This is a genomic window from uncultured Tateyamaria sp. (genome assembly GCF_947504105.1).
In the GTDB taxonomy this organism is placed as follows: Bacteria; Pseudomonadota; Alphaproteobacteria; order Rhodobacterales; family Rhodobacteraceae; genus Tateyamaria.
This window is the reverse complement of sequence record NZ_CANNGP010000016.1, coordinates 12,280-27,277: the sequence shown is the minus strand read 5'-3', so window position 1 is coordinate 27,277 and position 14,998 is coordinate 12,280. Positions and strand designations below refer to the sequence as shown.

13 protein-coding genes are annotated in these 14,998 nt (G+C 58.1%); 11 read left to right on the top strand and 2 right to left on the bottom strand.

Going from position 1 to position 14,998, the window contains the following annotated elements; translation table 11 throughout:
* Nucleotides 1–25: 25 nt before the first annotated feature.
* The 5 genes from Q1A75_RS11575 to Q1A75_RS11555 all read left to right on the top strand — a co-directional run bounded on the left by Q1A75_RS11575 (nucleotide 26) and on the right by Q1A75_RS11555 (nucleotide 5,732).
* Entirely contained in the window at nucleotides 26–1,363 is a 1,338-nt protein-coding gene (locus Q1A75_RS11575) for a TolC family protein (protein WP_299554819.1), read from the top strand.
* Nucleotides 1,360–3,594 carry an ATP-binding cassette domain-containing protein gene (locus Q1A75_RS11570; RefSeq protein WP_299554822.1) on the top strand — a complete coding sequence of 745 codons (2,235 nt, stop codon included), beginning with the start codon at nucleotides 1,360–1,362 and terminating at the stop codon, nucleotides 3,592–3,594. The genes Q1A75_RS11575 and Q1A75_RS11570 overlap by 4 nt, the downstream gene beginning before the upstream one ends.
* On the top strand, nucleotides 3,591–4,772 hold the full coding sequence (locus Q1A75_RS11565; protein WP_299554825.1) for an HlyD family type I secretion periplasmic adaptor subunit: 1,182 nt from the start codon (nucleotides 3,591–3,593) through the stop codon (nucleotides 4,770–4,772). The genes Q1A75_RS11570 and Q1A75_RS11565 overlap by 4 nt, the downstream gene beginning before the upstream one ends.
* Nucleotides 4,773–5,152: 380 nt before the next feature.
* Nucleotides 5,153–5,344, top strand: a complete 192-nt coding sequence (locus Q1A75_RS11560) for a hypothetical protein (protein ID WP_299592332.1) — start codon at nucleotides 5,153–5,155, stop codon at nucleotides 5,342–5,344.
* A gap of 136 nt (nucleotides 5,345–5,480) precedes the next feature.
* A complete protein-coding gene (locus Q1A75_RS11555; RefSeq protein WP_299554828.1) occupies nucleotides 5,481–5,732 on the top strand; it encodes a helix-turn-helix domain-containing protein in 252 nt (83 codons plus the stop codon).
* A gap of 107 nt (nucleotides 5,733–5,839) precedes the next feature.
* On the opposite strand, the gene Q1A75_RS11550 is transcribed toward Q1A75_RS11555, so the two are convergent.
* Nucleotides 5,840–6,742 carry a LysR family transcriptional regulator gene (locus Q1A75_RS11550; protein ID WP_299554831.1) on the bottom strand — a complete coding sequence of 301 codons (903 nt, stop codon included), beginning with the start codon at nucleotides 6,740–6,742 and terminating at the stop codon, nucleotides 5,840–5,842.
* A gap of 180 nt (nucleotides 6,743–6,922) precedes the next feature.
* On the opposite strand from Q1A75_RS11550, the gene Q1A75_RS11545 reads away from it, so the two are divergent.
* From Q1A75_RS11545 to Q1A75_RS11520, 6 genes are all read left to right on the top strand, one after another.
* Entirely contained in the window at nucleotides 6,923–7,915 is a 993-nt protein-coding gene (locus Q1A75_RS11545) for an NAD(P)-dependent oxidoreductase (protein WP_299554834.1), read from the top strand.
* Between the two features lie 24 nt (nucleotides 7,916–7,939).
* The gene (locus Q1A75_RS11540; protein ID WP_299554837.1) at nucleotides 7,940–8,779 is read left to right on the top strand and encodes a formate/nitrite transporter family protein; all 840 of its coding nucleotides are present in this window, start codon (nucleotides 7,940–7,942) and stop codon (nucleotides 8,777–8,779) included.
* A gap of 67 nt (nucleotides 8,780–8,846) precedes the next feature.
* The gene (locus tag Q1A75_RS11535) at nucleotides 8,847–10,550 is read left to right on the top strand and encodes a bifunctional protein-serine/threonine kinase/phosphatase (protein WP_299554840.1); all 1,704 of its coding nucleotides are present in this window, start codon (nucleotides 8,847–8,849) and stop codon (nucleotides 10,548–10,550) included.
* Between the two features lie 13 nt (nucleotides 10,551–10,563).
* Nucleotides 10,564–11,034 carry a cyanase gene (gene cynS / locus Q1A75_RS11530; RefSeq protein WP_299554843.1) on the top strand — a complete coding sequence of 157 codons (471 nt, stop codon included), beginning with the start codon at nucleotides 10,564–10,566 and terminating at the stop codon, nucleotides 11,032–11,034.
* A gap of 55 nt (nucleotides 11,035–11,089) precedes the next feature.
* Nucleotides 11,090–12,757: a NirA family protein gene (locus Q1A75_RS11525; RefSeq protein WP_299554845.1), complete on the top strand. Its 1,668-nt coding sequence runs from the start codon at nucleotides 11,090–11,092 to the stop codon at nucleotides 12,755–12,757.
* A gap of 15 nt (nucleotides 12,758–12,772) precedes the next feature.
* On the top strand, nucleotides 12,773–14,494 hold the full coding sequence (locus Q1A75_RS11520; RefSeq protein WP_299554847.1) for a flavodoxin domain-containing protein: 1,722 nt from the start codon (nucleotides 12,773–12,775) through the stop codon (nucleotides 14,492–14,494).
* Between the two features lie 287 nt (nucleotides 14,495–14,781).
* On the opposite strand, the gene Q1A75_RS11515 is transcribed toward Q1A75_RS11520, so the two are convergent.
* Nucleotides 14,782–14,970: a DUF6324 family protein gene (locus tag Q1A75_RS11515; RefSeq protein WP_299554849.1), complete on the bottom strand. Its 189-nt coding sequence runs from the start codon at nucleotides 14,968–14,970 to the stop codon at nucleotides 14,782–14,784.
* Nucleotides 14,971–14,998 lie beyond the last annotated feature (28 nt).

The following is a 14,998-nucleotide window of genomic DNA, read 5'->3' as shown; positions in this document are numbered from 1 at the left end:
TAAAAACCCGAAACGGGACAGGACTATGGGGCAAGGTGGTATCAAGTTTGCGGTGCTTTTCGCCGCCGTCTCGCTGACTGCGGGGTGTACGGGGGATATGGGCGACGTGCCCTTTGTTTCCCGATTGAACACGGGTGCGGCGGACACTGCGGCGCCCGTATCCCAAGCCGCGTTGCGGGCGACACCCACGAAACATGATGAAACACTGAATACCGAAAGCCCTGTTGTTCAGGGCCTGCTGGCGCGCCAGTCCGTGCTGCCTGTCGGCAGTGCCTATGAAACAGTTGCCACGTCAGTCTTGGCCGCCAATGCACGGGCGGCTGAAACAGAGCTGCGTGCTGCGCGCTTGCGTGCGTCGGCGGCATCGAAGAACTGGTTGCCGACCATTGGACCGCGCGTATCGCTGAACTCCTTGGGTGACGTGATCACGCAGATCGTTGTGGATCAGGTGATTTTCGACAATGGCCGCAAGAAGGGTGAACGCGCCTTTGCCAAGGCCGATGTCGAAGTGGCGGCCGTGGCGCTGGCCGAAGACACCAACGCCCGGGTGGCCACGGGGCTTGGTCTGTATCTGGACGCCGTTGAAGCGCGCGAGAGTGCTGCCGTCCACCGCGCGACCCTGCGCGAGATGGAGCATTTCGAATATATCATGTCCGAGCGCGTCCGGGGCGGCGTGTCCGACATGTCCGACCTGAACGTGATCCGCCAGAAATTGGCTGAGATCCGGGCCGCCATCGCTGCCAGCGATGAAGCGGCGACCACGGCTATTGCAGAGTTGAACGCGATGTCGATCCAGCCGCTGGATGATGTGCGCGGACTGGAGGCGTTGACCATCAGCGGCACAGCTGCACAACCCCTGTCCGTCACCCGCGCCGAAGCCGAGAAAGAGCGCAGCATCGCGCAGGCCCAGATTGATCGCGCCAGCCAATTGCCCGGCATCAACGCGCAGGCCACCGTTGGCGAGAACAGCGGCACGGGGATCACGGCGGGGGGCATGTCGCTTGGCCTTGGCACCGGCGCGCGCCTGCGGGCGATCGAGGCCGCCAAGGAAGCCGCTGGCCGACAGGTGGCACAGGCGAATGAGGATGCCAACCGCACATTGCGACGGCTTGAGGGAGAGGTTGCTGCGACCGCCCGTCAGGCAGATGAGGCGCGCGGGTTGACCGCGCAGGCCAAGGCGAACCTGGACCTGTTCCAGGAACAATATCAGGCCGGGCAGCGGCAGGTCATGGACGTGGTGGGCGTCTATGAGACCTTTGCCGCGCGTCAGGTGTCAGAAGTGCTGCTGAAATACGAAGCCATCAGGCTGCAGGTCGAACTGGCCCGCGTGCAGGGTGTGCTTGCGGACGGAGAGCAGATTTGACCGACAAGCGGCCCTTTACCCTGACCATCACCAATGGAAACCGCGCGCAGATCAAGGCAGCCCCGATCAAGGAAGCACCGCGTGCGGACAACACCAACCGGATTGCCGACCGACTGAATGCGCGGGCGGATATGGCGGTCGCCTATGCGGGGTTGCTTGGCGTGTCCTCGGCCCGGTCCGACATGGTGGAGACGCTGTCGCTGCAATCGCGGGAGGGGGCCAGCGACAAGGTCGAGGCCAGCGCCATTGCAACCTGTTTGCAGGCGGCTGGATTGCGGGCTCAGGTCCAATCGGTCCAGACGCCTGGGCCTGATCACTGGCCCGCGCTGGCTTACATGACCAGCGGTCAGGTCGTGCTTGTCGTCGGTCAGGACCGGGATGATCTGGTCATTTTTGACAAGACCTGCCGGGACAACCGGGCGCATGTGCCGCTGGCCGAATTCACGGCCTTTTTCGCGGGTTTGCTGGTCAAAGCTGAGGCACCGCTTGAACGTGTGGCTGAGGTGCACAAGACCTTCAAGGTGACCAACCACTGGTTCTGGGGGCAGTTCCCGCGCTTTCGCAAGGCGCTGGCCGAGATCGCGCTGGGATCCTTTGTCGCGAACCTGCTGGCCGTCGCCGTGGCGCTGTTTTCCTTGCAGGTCTATGACCGCGTGATCCCGCATCAGTCCGAGGCGACATTGTGGGTTCTGGCGGCGGGCGCATGTCTGGCGCTGCTGCTTGAGGCGTTCATCAAAATCGCGCGCGCACGGCTGATGGACGGGGCCGGGCGGCAGATCGAGCTGTCGGTGCTGACGTTGCTGATGCGGCGTGTGATGGGTATGCGGTCGGATGTGCGCGGGCAGTCGCCATCGATGACTTTTTCAGCCATGCGCGAGTTTGGCTCCGTGCGTGAATTCTTTACCGCGTCGACCATCGGCACCATTGCCGACATTCCGTTTATCTTTGTTTTATTGCTGCTGGTGGCGTCCATCGCGGGGCCGGTTGTGTGGGTGCTGATCCTTGGCGGCGTGCTGATGGTGGTGCCAGGGTTCTTCCTGCAAAAGCGGATGCTGCGGTTGACGCAAGAGACGCAAGGGGCCTCTGCCAAGTCGTCGCGCCTGTTGCACGAGGCGATATTCGAGCGGGATACGGTCAAGACGCAGCGCGCCGAGGATCGCGTGATGCGTCTGTGGCAGGAGTTGACGACGCTGAGCGCGATGAAATCGTCCGAACAGCGGCGGCTGGCGTCCGTTCTGACGTTCTGGTCGCAGGGCATGCAGCAGATGACCTATGTGGCTGCGGTGATTGCGGGCACTTATCTGGTCTTTGCCGGGCAGTTTACCGTCGGGTCGATCATCGCTGTGGGTATTCTGACCTCGCGTACACTGGCGCCGCTGACCCAATTGGCGGGGACCATGGCCCGCTGGGGCAATGTGAAGGCGGCGCTGGATGGGCTGGATGCCATTGCCGAGGCGCCGCAGGATGTGGATGAAAGTCGGACCTATCTGCGCCGGGACAGCCTGAAAGGCCATTTTGAGCTGCGCGAGGTGCAGTTTCAGTACGAAGACGACGGCGTGCCGACGCTGGATATTCCGGGCGTGCAGGTCATGCCGGGCCAGCGTGTGGCTGTTCTGGGATCGAACGGGGCGGGCAAGTCATCGCTTTTGAAGATCCTGTCGGGGGTCTATGCGCCGACCAAGGGTCGTGTTCTGATCGACGGCACGGACATGAGCCAGATCGAGCCGCGCGACCTGCGTCGGTTGATCGGTTATCTGGGGCAGGATGTGCGCCTGTTCTCGGGCACGCTGCGCGACAACCTGAACCTGACTTTGCTGGAGCGCGACGATGACCGCCTCTATGACGCGCTGGACTTTGCGGGGCTGGGGCAGTTTGTGAAGGCGCACCACAAGGGCCTTGATCTGGAGATCCTTGATGGCGGGCAGGGCCTGAGCATCGGGCAGCGCCAATCCATTGGTTGGGCACGGTTGTGGTTGCAGGACCCGGCCATCTGCCTGCTGGACGAACCCACCGCCGCGCTGGATCAGATGCTTGAGAGCACTCTGGTCAGTCGGTTGGAGACATGGATGAATGGCCGCACGGCCATCATCGCCACGCACCGGGTGCCTATCCTGTCGCTGACGAACCGTACGCTGATCCTGCAGAACGGACGTATGACTGTGGACGGTCCACGCGATGACGTTTTGAACCATATCGGCAAGACCGTTCCACTGAAGGGCAAGATCGCATGAGCATCGCGGGCACCAATCTGAGCGGCCAGCTTGAGGCTGATATGCGTGGCCCGTCGCTGGTTGTGTGGCTGAGCGCGGGCGCCGTTTTGGTGTTTGTGCTTTGGGCCGCCTTTGCGTGGGTGGACGAGATCGTGCGCGGGTCGGGCGAGATGATTTCATCTTCGCGTCCGCAGATCATTCAGAACCTCGAAGGGGGCATTCTGGCTGAACTGGCCGTGGCCGAGGGCGATATCGTCGAGCGCGGCGATGTGTTGGCCCGTTTGCAGGGCACGCAGTTTCAAAGCCAGGCCGATGACTTGCAGGACCAAATCACCGCGCTGGCCGTGCGTCAGTTACGGCTGGAGGCTGAGTTGGCGGGGCAATTCGACTTTGCCGTGCCCGGCGGGCTGGAACGGCAGATGCCGGGGCTTGTTGCGTCTGAACGGTCGCTTCTGAATGCCCGGCAGACCGATTTTCTGAGCCGCCGCGAGGGCGCGCAGCGCGTGCTGGATCAGGCAGCAAAGGAGCGGGCACTGTTGGAGGACCTGCTGGAACGCAACATCGTGGCGCTGATCGAAGTGACCCGCGCCCGCAAGGCGCATGCGGATGCCCGGATCAAGTTGGACGAGATCATCACGCAGACCGAGCTGGAACGCGCGCAGACTTATTCGGATACGTTGAAAGAGCTGGGTACATTGCGCCAAACCTATAAGTCGGCGCAGGACCAGCTGAACCGGACCGTGCTGGTCAGCCCGATGCGCGGCATCGTGAACAATCTGAGTGTGACGACCATCGGTGGTGTCGTGCGTCCGGGTGAAGAAATCTTGCAGATCATTCCGCTGGACGAAGAGTTGTTTGTGGAGGCGCGGGTGTCGCCCAAGGACATCGCGGGGGTGCGTCCGGGGCAGGAAGCCAGCGTGAAACTGAGCGCCTATGACTACACCATCTATGGGGCGCTGAAGGGCGAGGTGAAGCTGATCTCGGCCGATACGTTCAAGGACGAGCGCAAGCCGGATGGTGATCCACATTACAAGGTGACGGTGCGGGTGGATATGTCGGCGCTGACGGAGCGGCAGAAATCGGTGTCCATCCGTCCGGGTATGCAGGCGGAAGTGGAGTTGCACACCGGGTCGAAGACGGTGCTGCAATATCTGATGAAGCCGCTTTACAAGTCGCGTGAGGCGTTTCGGGAGCCGTAGGGTCGGGTCGGCAAATGGGCTGTACCGGCTGCTTCAGCCGGCAGGTTGGGCTTGGCCTATTTCTGCAAACGGAAGAGGCAATTTGGCGAAAGATAGCTTTGATGAGCTGATGTCGTTCGGGATCGATATCGGTAACGACACCTTTGATATGGTAGGTTTTGATCTCTCTGGGCGGCGAGTCATATGACGTCAGATAAAGCGCCTTGCGTTTGTTTCGGCATTTGAGGGTCTGCCGCGCTGTATTGTGAGTTTGGAGGCCTGCTTAGACGCCCATTTCGTAAGCCGCATATTGCGCAAGTCGGGGTTTGAACCGGATCATCCCTGCGACTTACGCGAAGCCTTTCAACAAGGGGCAAAAGAACGACCATAAGCTTGCCCAGATGTATTCCACGATTAATGTCGATCCAGATGTTTTGCTTGTCGAGGGCGAGCGTGTGTTGACCTCAACCAGATTAGCAGCGGGGCTGGATTTGGGGTTGCATATCGTCCGGCAGGATTTTGGCGCGCAGGTTGCCGCATCCTTGGCCCAACGACTGGTTTTGCCAGCCCAAAGAGACGAAGGCCGACGATAATTTGTGTCTCGCCCAGAGCCAGCGTTGGATTGGGGTTGGCCGCATTGCAGGATCAGGTTCGTGCATCAATTGACCAGGATTGGCCGATTGAACGCATGGCCAATGCTGCTGCCACAAGCCCACAAGCGCGCGGACGTTGGCGCGACGGTTTCACGAGGAACCCGGAACAACCCCGTTAGACTGGCTCAAGGTTGAACGGGTGTCACGTGCTGCGGAATTGCTGGCAAGCGGAACTATCTCCCTGTCGGATGTTTGGGAGGTCTCCGGGTTCGGTTCCGCCGAAACCTTTTGTCGCGAATTTCGAAAAATAATGGGCGGGCCCCCGTCCGATACCGTGAACGTCTGCGCGCACTCCAAGGAGGATAGACCGTTTGGGTCATCCGACTGACTTGGCTATCAAGTCGCCCAAATGATTTCCTTGCCGCCGCCAAAGCCACGCGTCTTGACGCGATGTTACGGCCACACGACACTTAAGATGTGATGCCTTGCCTAAGGTCACACACCAAGAACCGCATAAGACTTTTTTACCTGTTCGGCAAAACGCCCTGCTGCAACTGAAAGCGAGCGCCCTTTGAGTTGTGACAGATGAAGGAACAACGGCGTGTGGTCTCGGGGGGATAGAGTGCGGCGGTAAATGTGACTCGATGAGTGTTTTGGGGTGCCGATCGCAATTTCGAATCCAATCGTGTCAGATCCTTGTAAAATGGGTATCGCGAAACCTGATGAGGCTTCAAGACCGACGCGATATTCGAGTCCCTGACTTGACGCAGACGTTTCGATGGCTTTGCGCAGAGGACCACGGGGGGGCAAGGTCCACAGGTATTGCGTGATCTCATGCAAGCGAAGTGGGCCATCGTGTAGCGCGGGGTGATTTTTGCGGCCGGTTACAACAATCCCAGCAGGCGCGGAGCAGAGAGACGAAACATGGGAATTGGTGCGCGGGTGAAGTTGAAGTGCAAGATCCGCCCGATATTCGATCAAGAACTGAGCGATATCATCTGCGGTCGTTGGCTCGATTGCGAAGGCGACGCCATCAAATTCACTTTGGTAGGCCGCAACCTCTTGGGCGAATGACTCGATATTGGCGATGTTGTCATCGATTGCGATTGTAACCCGCCCACGCCGCGCCCCTTTAAGATCGGCTATCTTGGAGCGCACCGATTTCATATCCGCCAATTGTCGCCGCGCATGGGTAATGAAAATCTCGCCGGCGGCGTTCAGCAAAACGCCCTGGGAGGTGCGTTCGAACAGTTGGGTCTCTAACTCATCTTCAAGGCTCAGCAAACGTCGGTTCAGCGCCGATGGCGTTATCGACAACATATCGGCAGCGCCCCGAATGGAGCCGGAACGTGCGATTTCCTCGACAATTTTCAGCGGATACTCATGCTGCATGGTCATTCCTTCGTGATGCATTTTCAGCAACGCATGAGTGCAAAATGAGCAGAAGACGCCAAATTGAAAATAGCTATTCTGCACTGCAGCATCACTTAAGGCCGTTCCGCCTTAGAATCAGGCACAGCTGCGCCAAACGACTATTTTCCAAGCACCTGAAAAGGTGACGGGGGACCAGAAAGCGACATGCTGAAACAAAGAAAAACGTGTTTTGCACGCATAGAGAAGTTCGCCTTATTGCCAGTGTTTTTCTGCGTGACGGACGCGAAAGTGCTTTTGGTCGGCGGTGGTGAAGCTGCCGCGCGGAAAGCTGAACTTCTGCGCGCTGCTGGAACTCGGGTCAGGGTGGTCATGCTGGAGATGAGTTCTGACATGAACGCGCTCATCAGAACAGACCGCGACGCCTTGGACATTCACCAAAGGGATTGGATGCCAGCCGGATTAGAAGGTGTCCACCCTGCGGGTATGGGCACAGAGTGCGATCTTGAGGACGCCGCTTTCTTGCTAGCAAGTCTTATGAGCTTTGTGCTGGTCAACGTCATCGAACGTCATGACTTTTGCCAGTTTCAGTCCGGCTCAAGCGTGAACCTCCGGCCTGCGATTATATCAACCTCAGCAAGTGGGGCCGAGCCGATTTTGGGGCAATCCGTTCGTCGCCGGATTGAAGCCCTCTTACCGCCGACGTTGGCTGGATGGGCCGCGCTTGCGGAAAAGCTGCAGCCTCGGATCAACGCCACTTACACAAGAGGGATGCAGCGTCGGACATTCCGGAAACGCTTCGTGGACAGAGTGCTCTCGGGCGAGGCTCCGAAGGAGGCGCGGCTCCTTGGTGACATGCCAAAAGCGGGGCGCATTGTTTTCGTTAATAGGGACGCTGGTGACCCGGAATTGCCGACGCTCAAGCCCATGCGTGCATTGCAGCAGGCCGCTGCCGTCATGTTTAACCACACGGTGCCCCCTCAAGCCCTGAAGCTGGTACGCCGCGAAGTGCGCTGCACCCAGAACGCTACCCTTGCAGAGAGGCGGCGCCATGCACTGGCCAACAAAACCATCGTACGTCTGAGCGTGTCGGACGAAACGCCGCATCCGGTACACCGCCAACAACACGCCATCCCGGTCGAGATCATCCCAGGTGTTGCGACCCCACCACGCAAAATCAGCCAATGCGTGGCTGCATAACCTACCCTTAAGAAAGGACACCACATGTCATACGTAAAACCGGCAGAATTCGCGGCTCAGATGGTCGAGGCGGGTGAATCCAAGGTCTTTATGTCGACCAAAGATACGCTCGTCAGGGCCTTTATGGCCGGTGCTATCCTCGCACTCGCTGCAGCCTTTGCTGTCACCATTGCCACAAACACTGGCAACTTCCTTGTTGCTGCGCTGCTGTTTCCCGTTGGCTTTTGCATTCTCTACCTTCTCGGTTTCGATTTGCTGACCGGCGTTTTCACCCTTTGTCCCTTGGCATGGTACGCAGGCAGACCGGGTGTGACATGGCCCGCCATCTTACGAAATTGGGGGTTGGTTTTCCTAGGAAACTTCGCCGGGGCCATGACCACTGCGATTTTCATAGCCATTACCCTAACGATGGGGTTCAGCGAGGTGCCAAACACGGTCGGGGTCAAGCTGATGGACATTGGCCACGCTCGAACCATCGGCTATGCCGAAGCGGGCGGTGCCGGATTGCTCACCCTGTTCGTACGGGCCGTTATGTGTAACTGGATGGTGTCCACTGGCGTGGTGGCGGCAATGATGTCGACCTCGGTTTCGGGCAAAATCATGGCGATGTGGATGCCCATCCTGATCTTCTTCTACCTCGGCTTCGAACACTCCATCGTCAACATGTTCCTCTTCCCTATCGGCATTCTGCTGGGCGCTGATTTCACATGGGGCGATTACCTGCTCTACAACGAAATCCCCACTGTAGTTGGCAATCTGGTCGGTGGCCTGACCTTCGTTGGCACGATGATCTATGCGACGCACTATAAAACCAGCCCGTCGCGCCGTCAGGCAAGTGACACTGTTGGCGCACCCGCCGAGTAGGCCAAAATGAACCAAGACCGCATCTTCCGGTGCGGTCTTAGCTATTGTCTCTACTGAAAGCCCATCCATGTTGCACGTCCCCTCATTGTCAGTCTCCCTTGGCCAAGCCTCGTCGCGCGGGGCCAAGGATTGCAATGACGACTTCTTTGGCGCTCTGCTCCCAGATGGTATTGATCGCCGCGTCAAAGGATGTGTGGTCGCATTGGCAGACGGGATTTCCACCTCGCAGGTCAGTCGGGAAGCGGCTGAAACCTGCGTCAAATCGTTTCTCACCGACTATATGGCGACCCCGGATAGCTGGACAGCCAAAACGGCTGGCACCAAAGTCATCTCTGCGATCAATGCATGGCTTCATGCGCAAACCCGTCACGCGGGTGAATATGACATTGATCGCGGCTATACCTGCACGCTCTCTGCGATGGTCTTGAAGGGGCGCATGGGGCATATATTTCATGTCGGCGATTGCCGTATCTGGCGCGTCTCCGGCACCACGCTTGAACCTCTGACATTTGATCACCACGCTCTGCTTGACGGCGCGCAAGTAGCCTTGTCGCGCGCTATGGGCGCAAACCATAGTATTGACGTCGATTACCGTGCTGAACCTCTGCATGTCGGTGATGTTTTCCTGATGACAACTGACGGTCTGCATGACGTCTGGGACCCGTGCCACGCGGTGCGGGTCATAGGGCAAGCGCCCAATCTTGATGTCGCAGCCCAACAGATCATTGATGCAGCTAAAGCGCACGCCGTAGATAATCTGACCGTGCAAATACTGCGCCTCGAGAACCTGCCGTTTGAAGAAGCTGCCGATGTAAGCGGTCAAAACGCAACACTGCCGTGGCCCAAGGATTTCGTATCAGGCGACACGATTGACGGCCTCACCATTCTACGTGAGATCCAAGTCACCCATCGTTCGCGTATCTATCTTGCGAAACGCGGTGACGAGCGCCTTGCCTTGAAAGTTCCCGCCTCTGAGTTGCGCGAAGATGACGCGGCTATCCAAAGGTTTGTGACGGAAGAATGGATCGCGCGGCGCATTAGCCATCCGAATGTTCTGTCCGCCCCCGTGCTGCAGACAGATCGAAGCGCGCTTTACACGCTTACCACCTTCATCGAGGGGCAAACGTTGCGGCAATGGATGATCGACAACCCAACCCCCACTCTCCAGCAAATGCGCAACATCATTGCCCAGATCATCAAGGGCCTGCGGGCCTTTCACCGCCGTGAGATGCTGCATCAGGATCTGCGACCTGAAAACATCATGCTGGATGCTGATGGCCATGTGACTCTGATCGACTTTGGCTCGGCCTATATTTCAGGGATGCAGGAAATGGGCCCGTTGGATATTGCCCCGGAAATTCTTGGCACGGCGCAATACACCGCGCCAGAGTATTTTTCTGGCGAGGCTGTAACCTGGAAAGCGGACCTCTTTTCACTGGCCGTGATCGGTTATGAGATGATGACCGGAAAGCTACCCTTTGGTACCGATGTCGCAAAGATACGATCGCCCAAAGAGCGGCGGGCTCTCGTTTACCGAAAAGCAGGTGACAGGGTGCCTGAATGGCTCGATCATTGTCTGCGATGCGCCTTGCATCCAGACCCCGTCAAGCGTCCCAATGCCCTGTCCGAGTTTGAGGCGGACCTCAAACGGCCCAGCATCCAGTACCAACGCAAAGGCCGCTCGCCCTTGATCGAGCGACATCCAGTCCAATTCTGGCAAGCGGTCTCGGCGCTGCTGGCCATCGCCATTTTTCTTCTTCTCAGCCACTAAAGGAGCACTATCCATGAAAGACCTCAACATCACTGACAGCCTGATGACCAAGGAAGATGTCACTACGCTTATCTTGCTGTCCAAGAAAAAGCTGGGATTATCATGGGCCGAGATTGCCGCAAAGATAGACATGTCTGCGGTCTTCACGCATTCGGCCTGCATGGGGATGAACGCGTTTCCGCCTGAGAAAGCCGCCGCATTGACCGAGGCCTTGGGCCTGCCCGATGAGGCAACAGCGGTGCTCGCCGAAAGCCCCACGAAGATTTGGGAACAGACGGTCCCAACGGACCCTTGCATGTATCGCTTTTATGAGATTGTCGGCGTCTATGCCCCAACATTGAAAGCTTTGATCCACGAAGAATTTGGCGACGGCATTATGTCCGCTATCGATTTCGAGATGTCTGTGGCCCGCGTGAAACACGACAAAGGCGACCGGGTTAAGATCGAGATGTCGGGCAAATATCTCGCTTACAATGCCTGGTGATCTAGTGACAAAAACGACGGGTCGGGGCTTCTCTGATGAACAGATCGCCTGCCTCATGTCAGCCCTGACAAAGTTGGAACTCACCGCCGCCCCGGGCGGTGAGGCCCCAACCGAGCATGTCTATGGCACCCCGTTAGAGGACCTCTGCAAAGAAGAAATCGCCAAATACAAGCTGCATCCGCTCGATATGTGGGATCGGCTTGAACGCTGGACGGCGCGCAACGAAATTGCCACCGGCCTAGATCAATTCCTACTGCGCCATCTTGGCTTCTTCAACGTGGAGCCCGCCAGCCCCGGCTACATGATCCGCTTGCGTTTGCCCGCCTGCCAAATGCGCGGCGACCAAATGCAGGCCATTGCGGATATTGCCGACACCTATGGTCCTAGCCATGCCCATGTGACAACCCGCGGCAATCTTCAAATTCGGGAAATTGCGCCAAGGAATGTGCTTAAGGTGATGGATGCACTAGCCTCAGCCGGGCTGTCCTGCCAGGGCTCAGGCGCGGATTCAGCGCGCAACCTGACTGCGTCACCCACGGCGGGCTTTGATCCGGTCGAATTAATTGATCTCTCGCCGCAAACGCGCCGGTTGTCGAACCTGATCCTGAACAAACGCGAGCTGCGGGCCCTCCCACGAAAATTCAACATCTCCTTTGACAATGGCGGCAGCATCTCTGCAGTCAGCGACAGCAACGATATCGCGTTCCAGGTGGTGAAGATTGCGGATGGTGCGCCCGTGGCACCGGGCGTCTATTGCCGCATTGGTTTGGGCGGGATTTCTGGCCACCGTGACCTGACGCGGGAGACGGGGATGATCTGCACGCCGGACCAGACCGTCATGACCGGTTTTGCGATGCTCATGGTGTTTGTCGAACATGCCAACCGCACCAACCGCAAACGCGCACGGCTGAAATACCTGCTCGACGCCAAGGGCATGGATTGGTTCATTGATGCCACGCAGACAAAGCTAAAAGAGATGGAGGCGGGCTTTCAGCTACTGCTGGTGAACGCAGCGCACGACTTGCCCCGACCCGCAGTGAACCGGCAGGGTCATATCGGGGTCCATCCGCAATCTGACCCCGCGCTCAACTATGCCGGAGTTGCCTTGGAAATGGGACGTTTGTCGTCTGATCAGATGCGCGCCCTGGGCCGGATCGCATCGCGGCATGGCCGCAACGATATCCGCCTGACCGTCTGGCAGAACGTGCTGATCCCGCATATTCCGACAACGCAAACCGAACAGATTGAACGAGAACTCGCTGAAGCCGGGTTGAGCACGAACGCCACGGCCTTTGCCGCAGGCGCGGTTGCATGCACTGGTAAAACAGCTTGCAAACTGGGCCTTGCCCATACCAAGGAAGACGGTATAGCGCTGGTGCGCCATCTGGAAGACCGCTTCACACTTGATAGCCCCATCAACATCCATCTGACGGGATGCCCGAACTCCTGCGCGCAGCATTATATTGGCGATATCGGCCTTGTTGGCGCAACCACCGCAGATGGTACTCCGGGGTACCAAGTCGTGATTGGCGGCGGTAGCGACTACGACAAAGGGATTGGCCGCCCGCTCTGTGGACCTGTTCCCGCGACTGAGTTGAACAGCGTTATCGAGCGGATCATCGCCACGTATCTCAACTGTCGCGACGGGACTGAGACTTTCCTCAGCTTCGTGCGGGCCATGCCTGACACTGCACTTTCCAAGCTTTTCCAGCCTTCGTCTTGACCCAAGGACCGCCCCATGACCGAACATGGCCCCATTTTCGCCGATGAGGCGTTGAACAACACAAAAACAACCTCCGATTTTATCCCCGAAGGCAGCCCCTTTGACGAGGCACAACGGGCTTATCTCAACGGCTTGTTTTCAGGCATTCATGCGATTGCCAAAGGCAGCACGACAATCGAACAGACGCCGCTCAAAGTATATTTCGGCTCCCAAACAGGAACGGCAGAGGCGCTAAGCAGGGAGCTGCGCAAACAATCCGCCACCAAAGGATTCAAGGCCGATCTTGCCGACCTAAATTCCATCATGCCTGAGGATCTGGCGTCCACAAAACATGTGTTGTTCATCGCAGCCACCTGTGGGGAAGGCGATCCCGCCGACAATGCCGCAAATTTCATGGACGCGCTTTTGTCAGATGACTGTCCGCCCCTTCCGGAAAGCCTGAACTATTCGGTTCTGGGGTTAGGCGACAGCAGCTATGCACAATTCAATCAGGCTGCAAAAGACCTGGATGCGCGCTTGGCTGAGCTTGGTGCAACAAGAGCCGCCGATCTGGTCGCCTGCGATCTGGATTATGAAGATGATTTCGCACTTTGGTGCGACACCGTGTTCACTACAGATGCGTTCCTGTCGGCGGCGGGCGGCGCCATCTTGGCGGAGGCCGAGGCGCCAAAGGCCGTGTTCGACAGATCCCATCCGTTTTTAGGCACGCTCATGCAAGCCATCTGTCTGAGCGGCGAGACATCCTCGAAACGGGTCAATCATATTGAGATTTCGCTCTGCGGCGGCGGTGCCGATTTGGACTATGAGGTGGGCGATGCCCTTGGGGTCTGGCCACTGAATGATATAGCAGAGGTCGAGGCAATTTTGGCCGCGTCAGGCCATACTGGTTCAGAGATCGTAGCTCTAAAGGCCGGGCCTTCTACGTTGCGCCAAGCCCTGTTCACGGTATTGGACTTGACGACCCTGACAGCCAAAACGGCAGAAAGCTGGGGATGTGAGATGCAAGAGGGCGATCATGTGCTGGATGCGCTGGTCCGGACCAGGGACCTCACGGCCCAGGCGCTAACAGACGGCCTTCGCGGCCTCCAGCCGCGCCTTTACTCAATCTCATCCAGCCCTAAAAAGCATCCCGGCGAAGTGCACCTGACGATTGGCGAGGTACAATACACGCATAATGGCCGGGATGGCAAAGGTGTCGCTTCGAATTATTTAGGTGGCCGCTTGCAAAGGGGCGGGGCTGTCGGCGTTTATGTCCACAAGGCCCACCATTTCAAACTGCCAAACGATGACGGCGTGCCGGTCATCATGATCGGCCCGGGTACGGGTATTGCCCCATTCCGTGCGTTTCTTGAAGAACGCGAGGCACGCCAAGCCAAGGGCGAGAATTGGCTGTTCTTTGGAGATCAGCATCAAGCCAGCGACTACCTCTACCAAGACGCAATTGAGACGTGGCACGAAGGCGGTCTTTTGACCAAGCTTAGTCTGGCGTGGTCGCGTGACAGTGACCGGAAATGCTACGTTCAACATCTGATTAAACAAAGCGGTGCCACGTTCTATGACTGGCTGGAACGGGGCGCCGTTATCTACGTTTGCGGCGACGCCTTGCGCATGGCCGCAGATGTGGACGTCGTGATCCACGATATTGTTGCGGAACATAGTGGCCTAGATGCGAATGGAGCAATAGCTTATGTCGCGGGCCTTCGCCAAGCGAACCGCTACCAACGGGACGTCTACTAGATGGCCGGGCCTCCTCCCAGATCAATAGTGCAACACCGATCTATTGGTGATGGCACAAGGCCGAAGGACCCTATATAAAAGATGGCCCCAATGACCGTTTTGGCGAAAGAATAGCGTTCCCGCATATTGGTGATGCTGCAAGAGCGAGGCGATGCTGCGTCAGCAATTGCTGTACTTGCACGAGCCCGGTTTGTCCCGCGAAGCCGACACCAGGCTTAAGCTTAGGATTGGCGTAGCGAACGAGGTAGGTCCGTGGATTGCCTGTCCAACGTTGGAGGCGCGAGCGCCTATCGCTTCATCGCACCGGCAGCCTTGGCGGCCGCCTTGATCTCGTCTGCGATTTCCTCGGCCTCTTCGGGGTCGAAATCCATGGGAATCTCAACGCCCTTCGCCTCGACATAGATGCGCACCATGCCTGCGTCGGTCGGGCCAATTTGCAGGTTGGCTTCGATGTCGCTTTCTTTGTTGATGCTCATGGTCATCTCCGGCGGAAGTTGAAGCCGG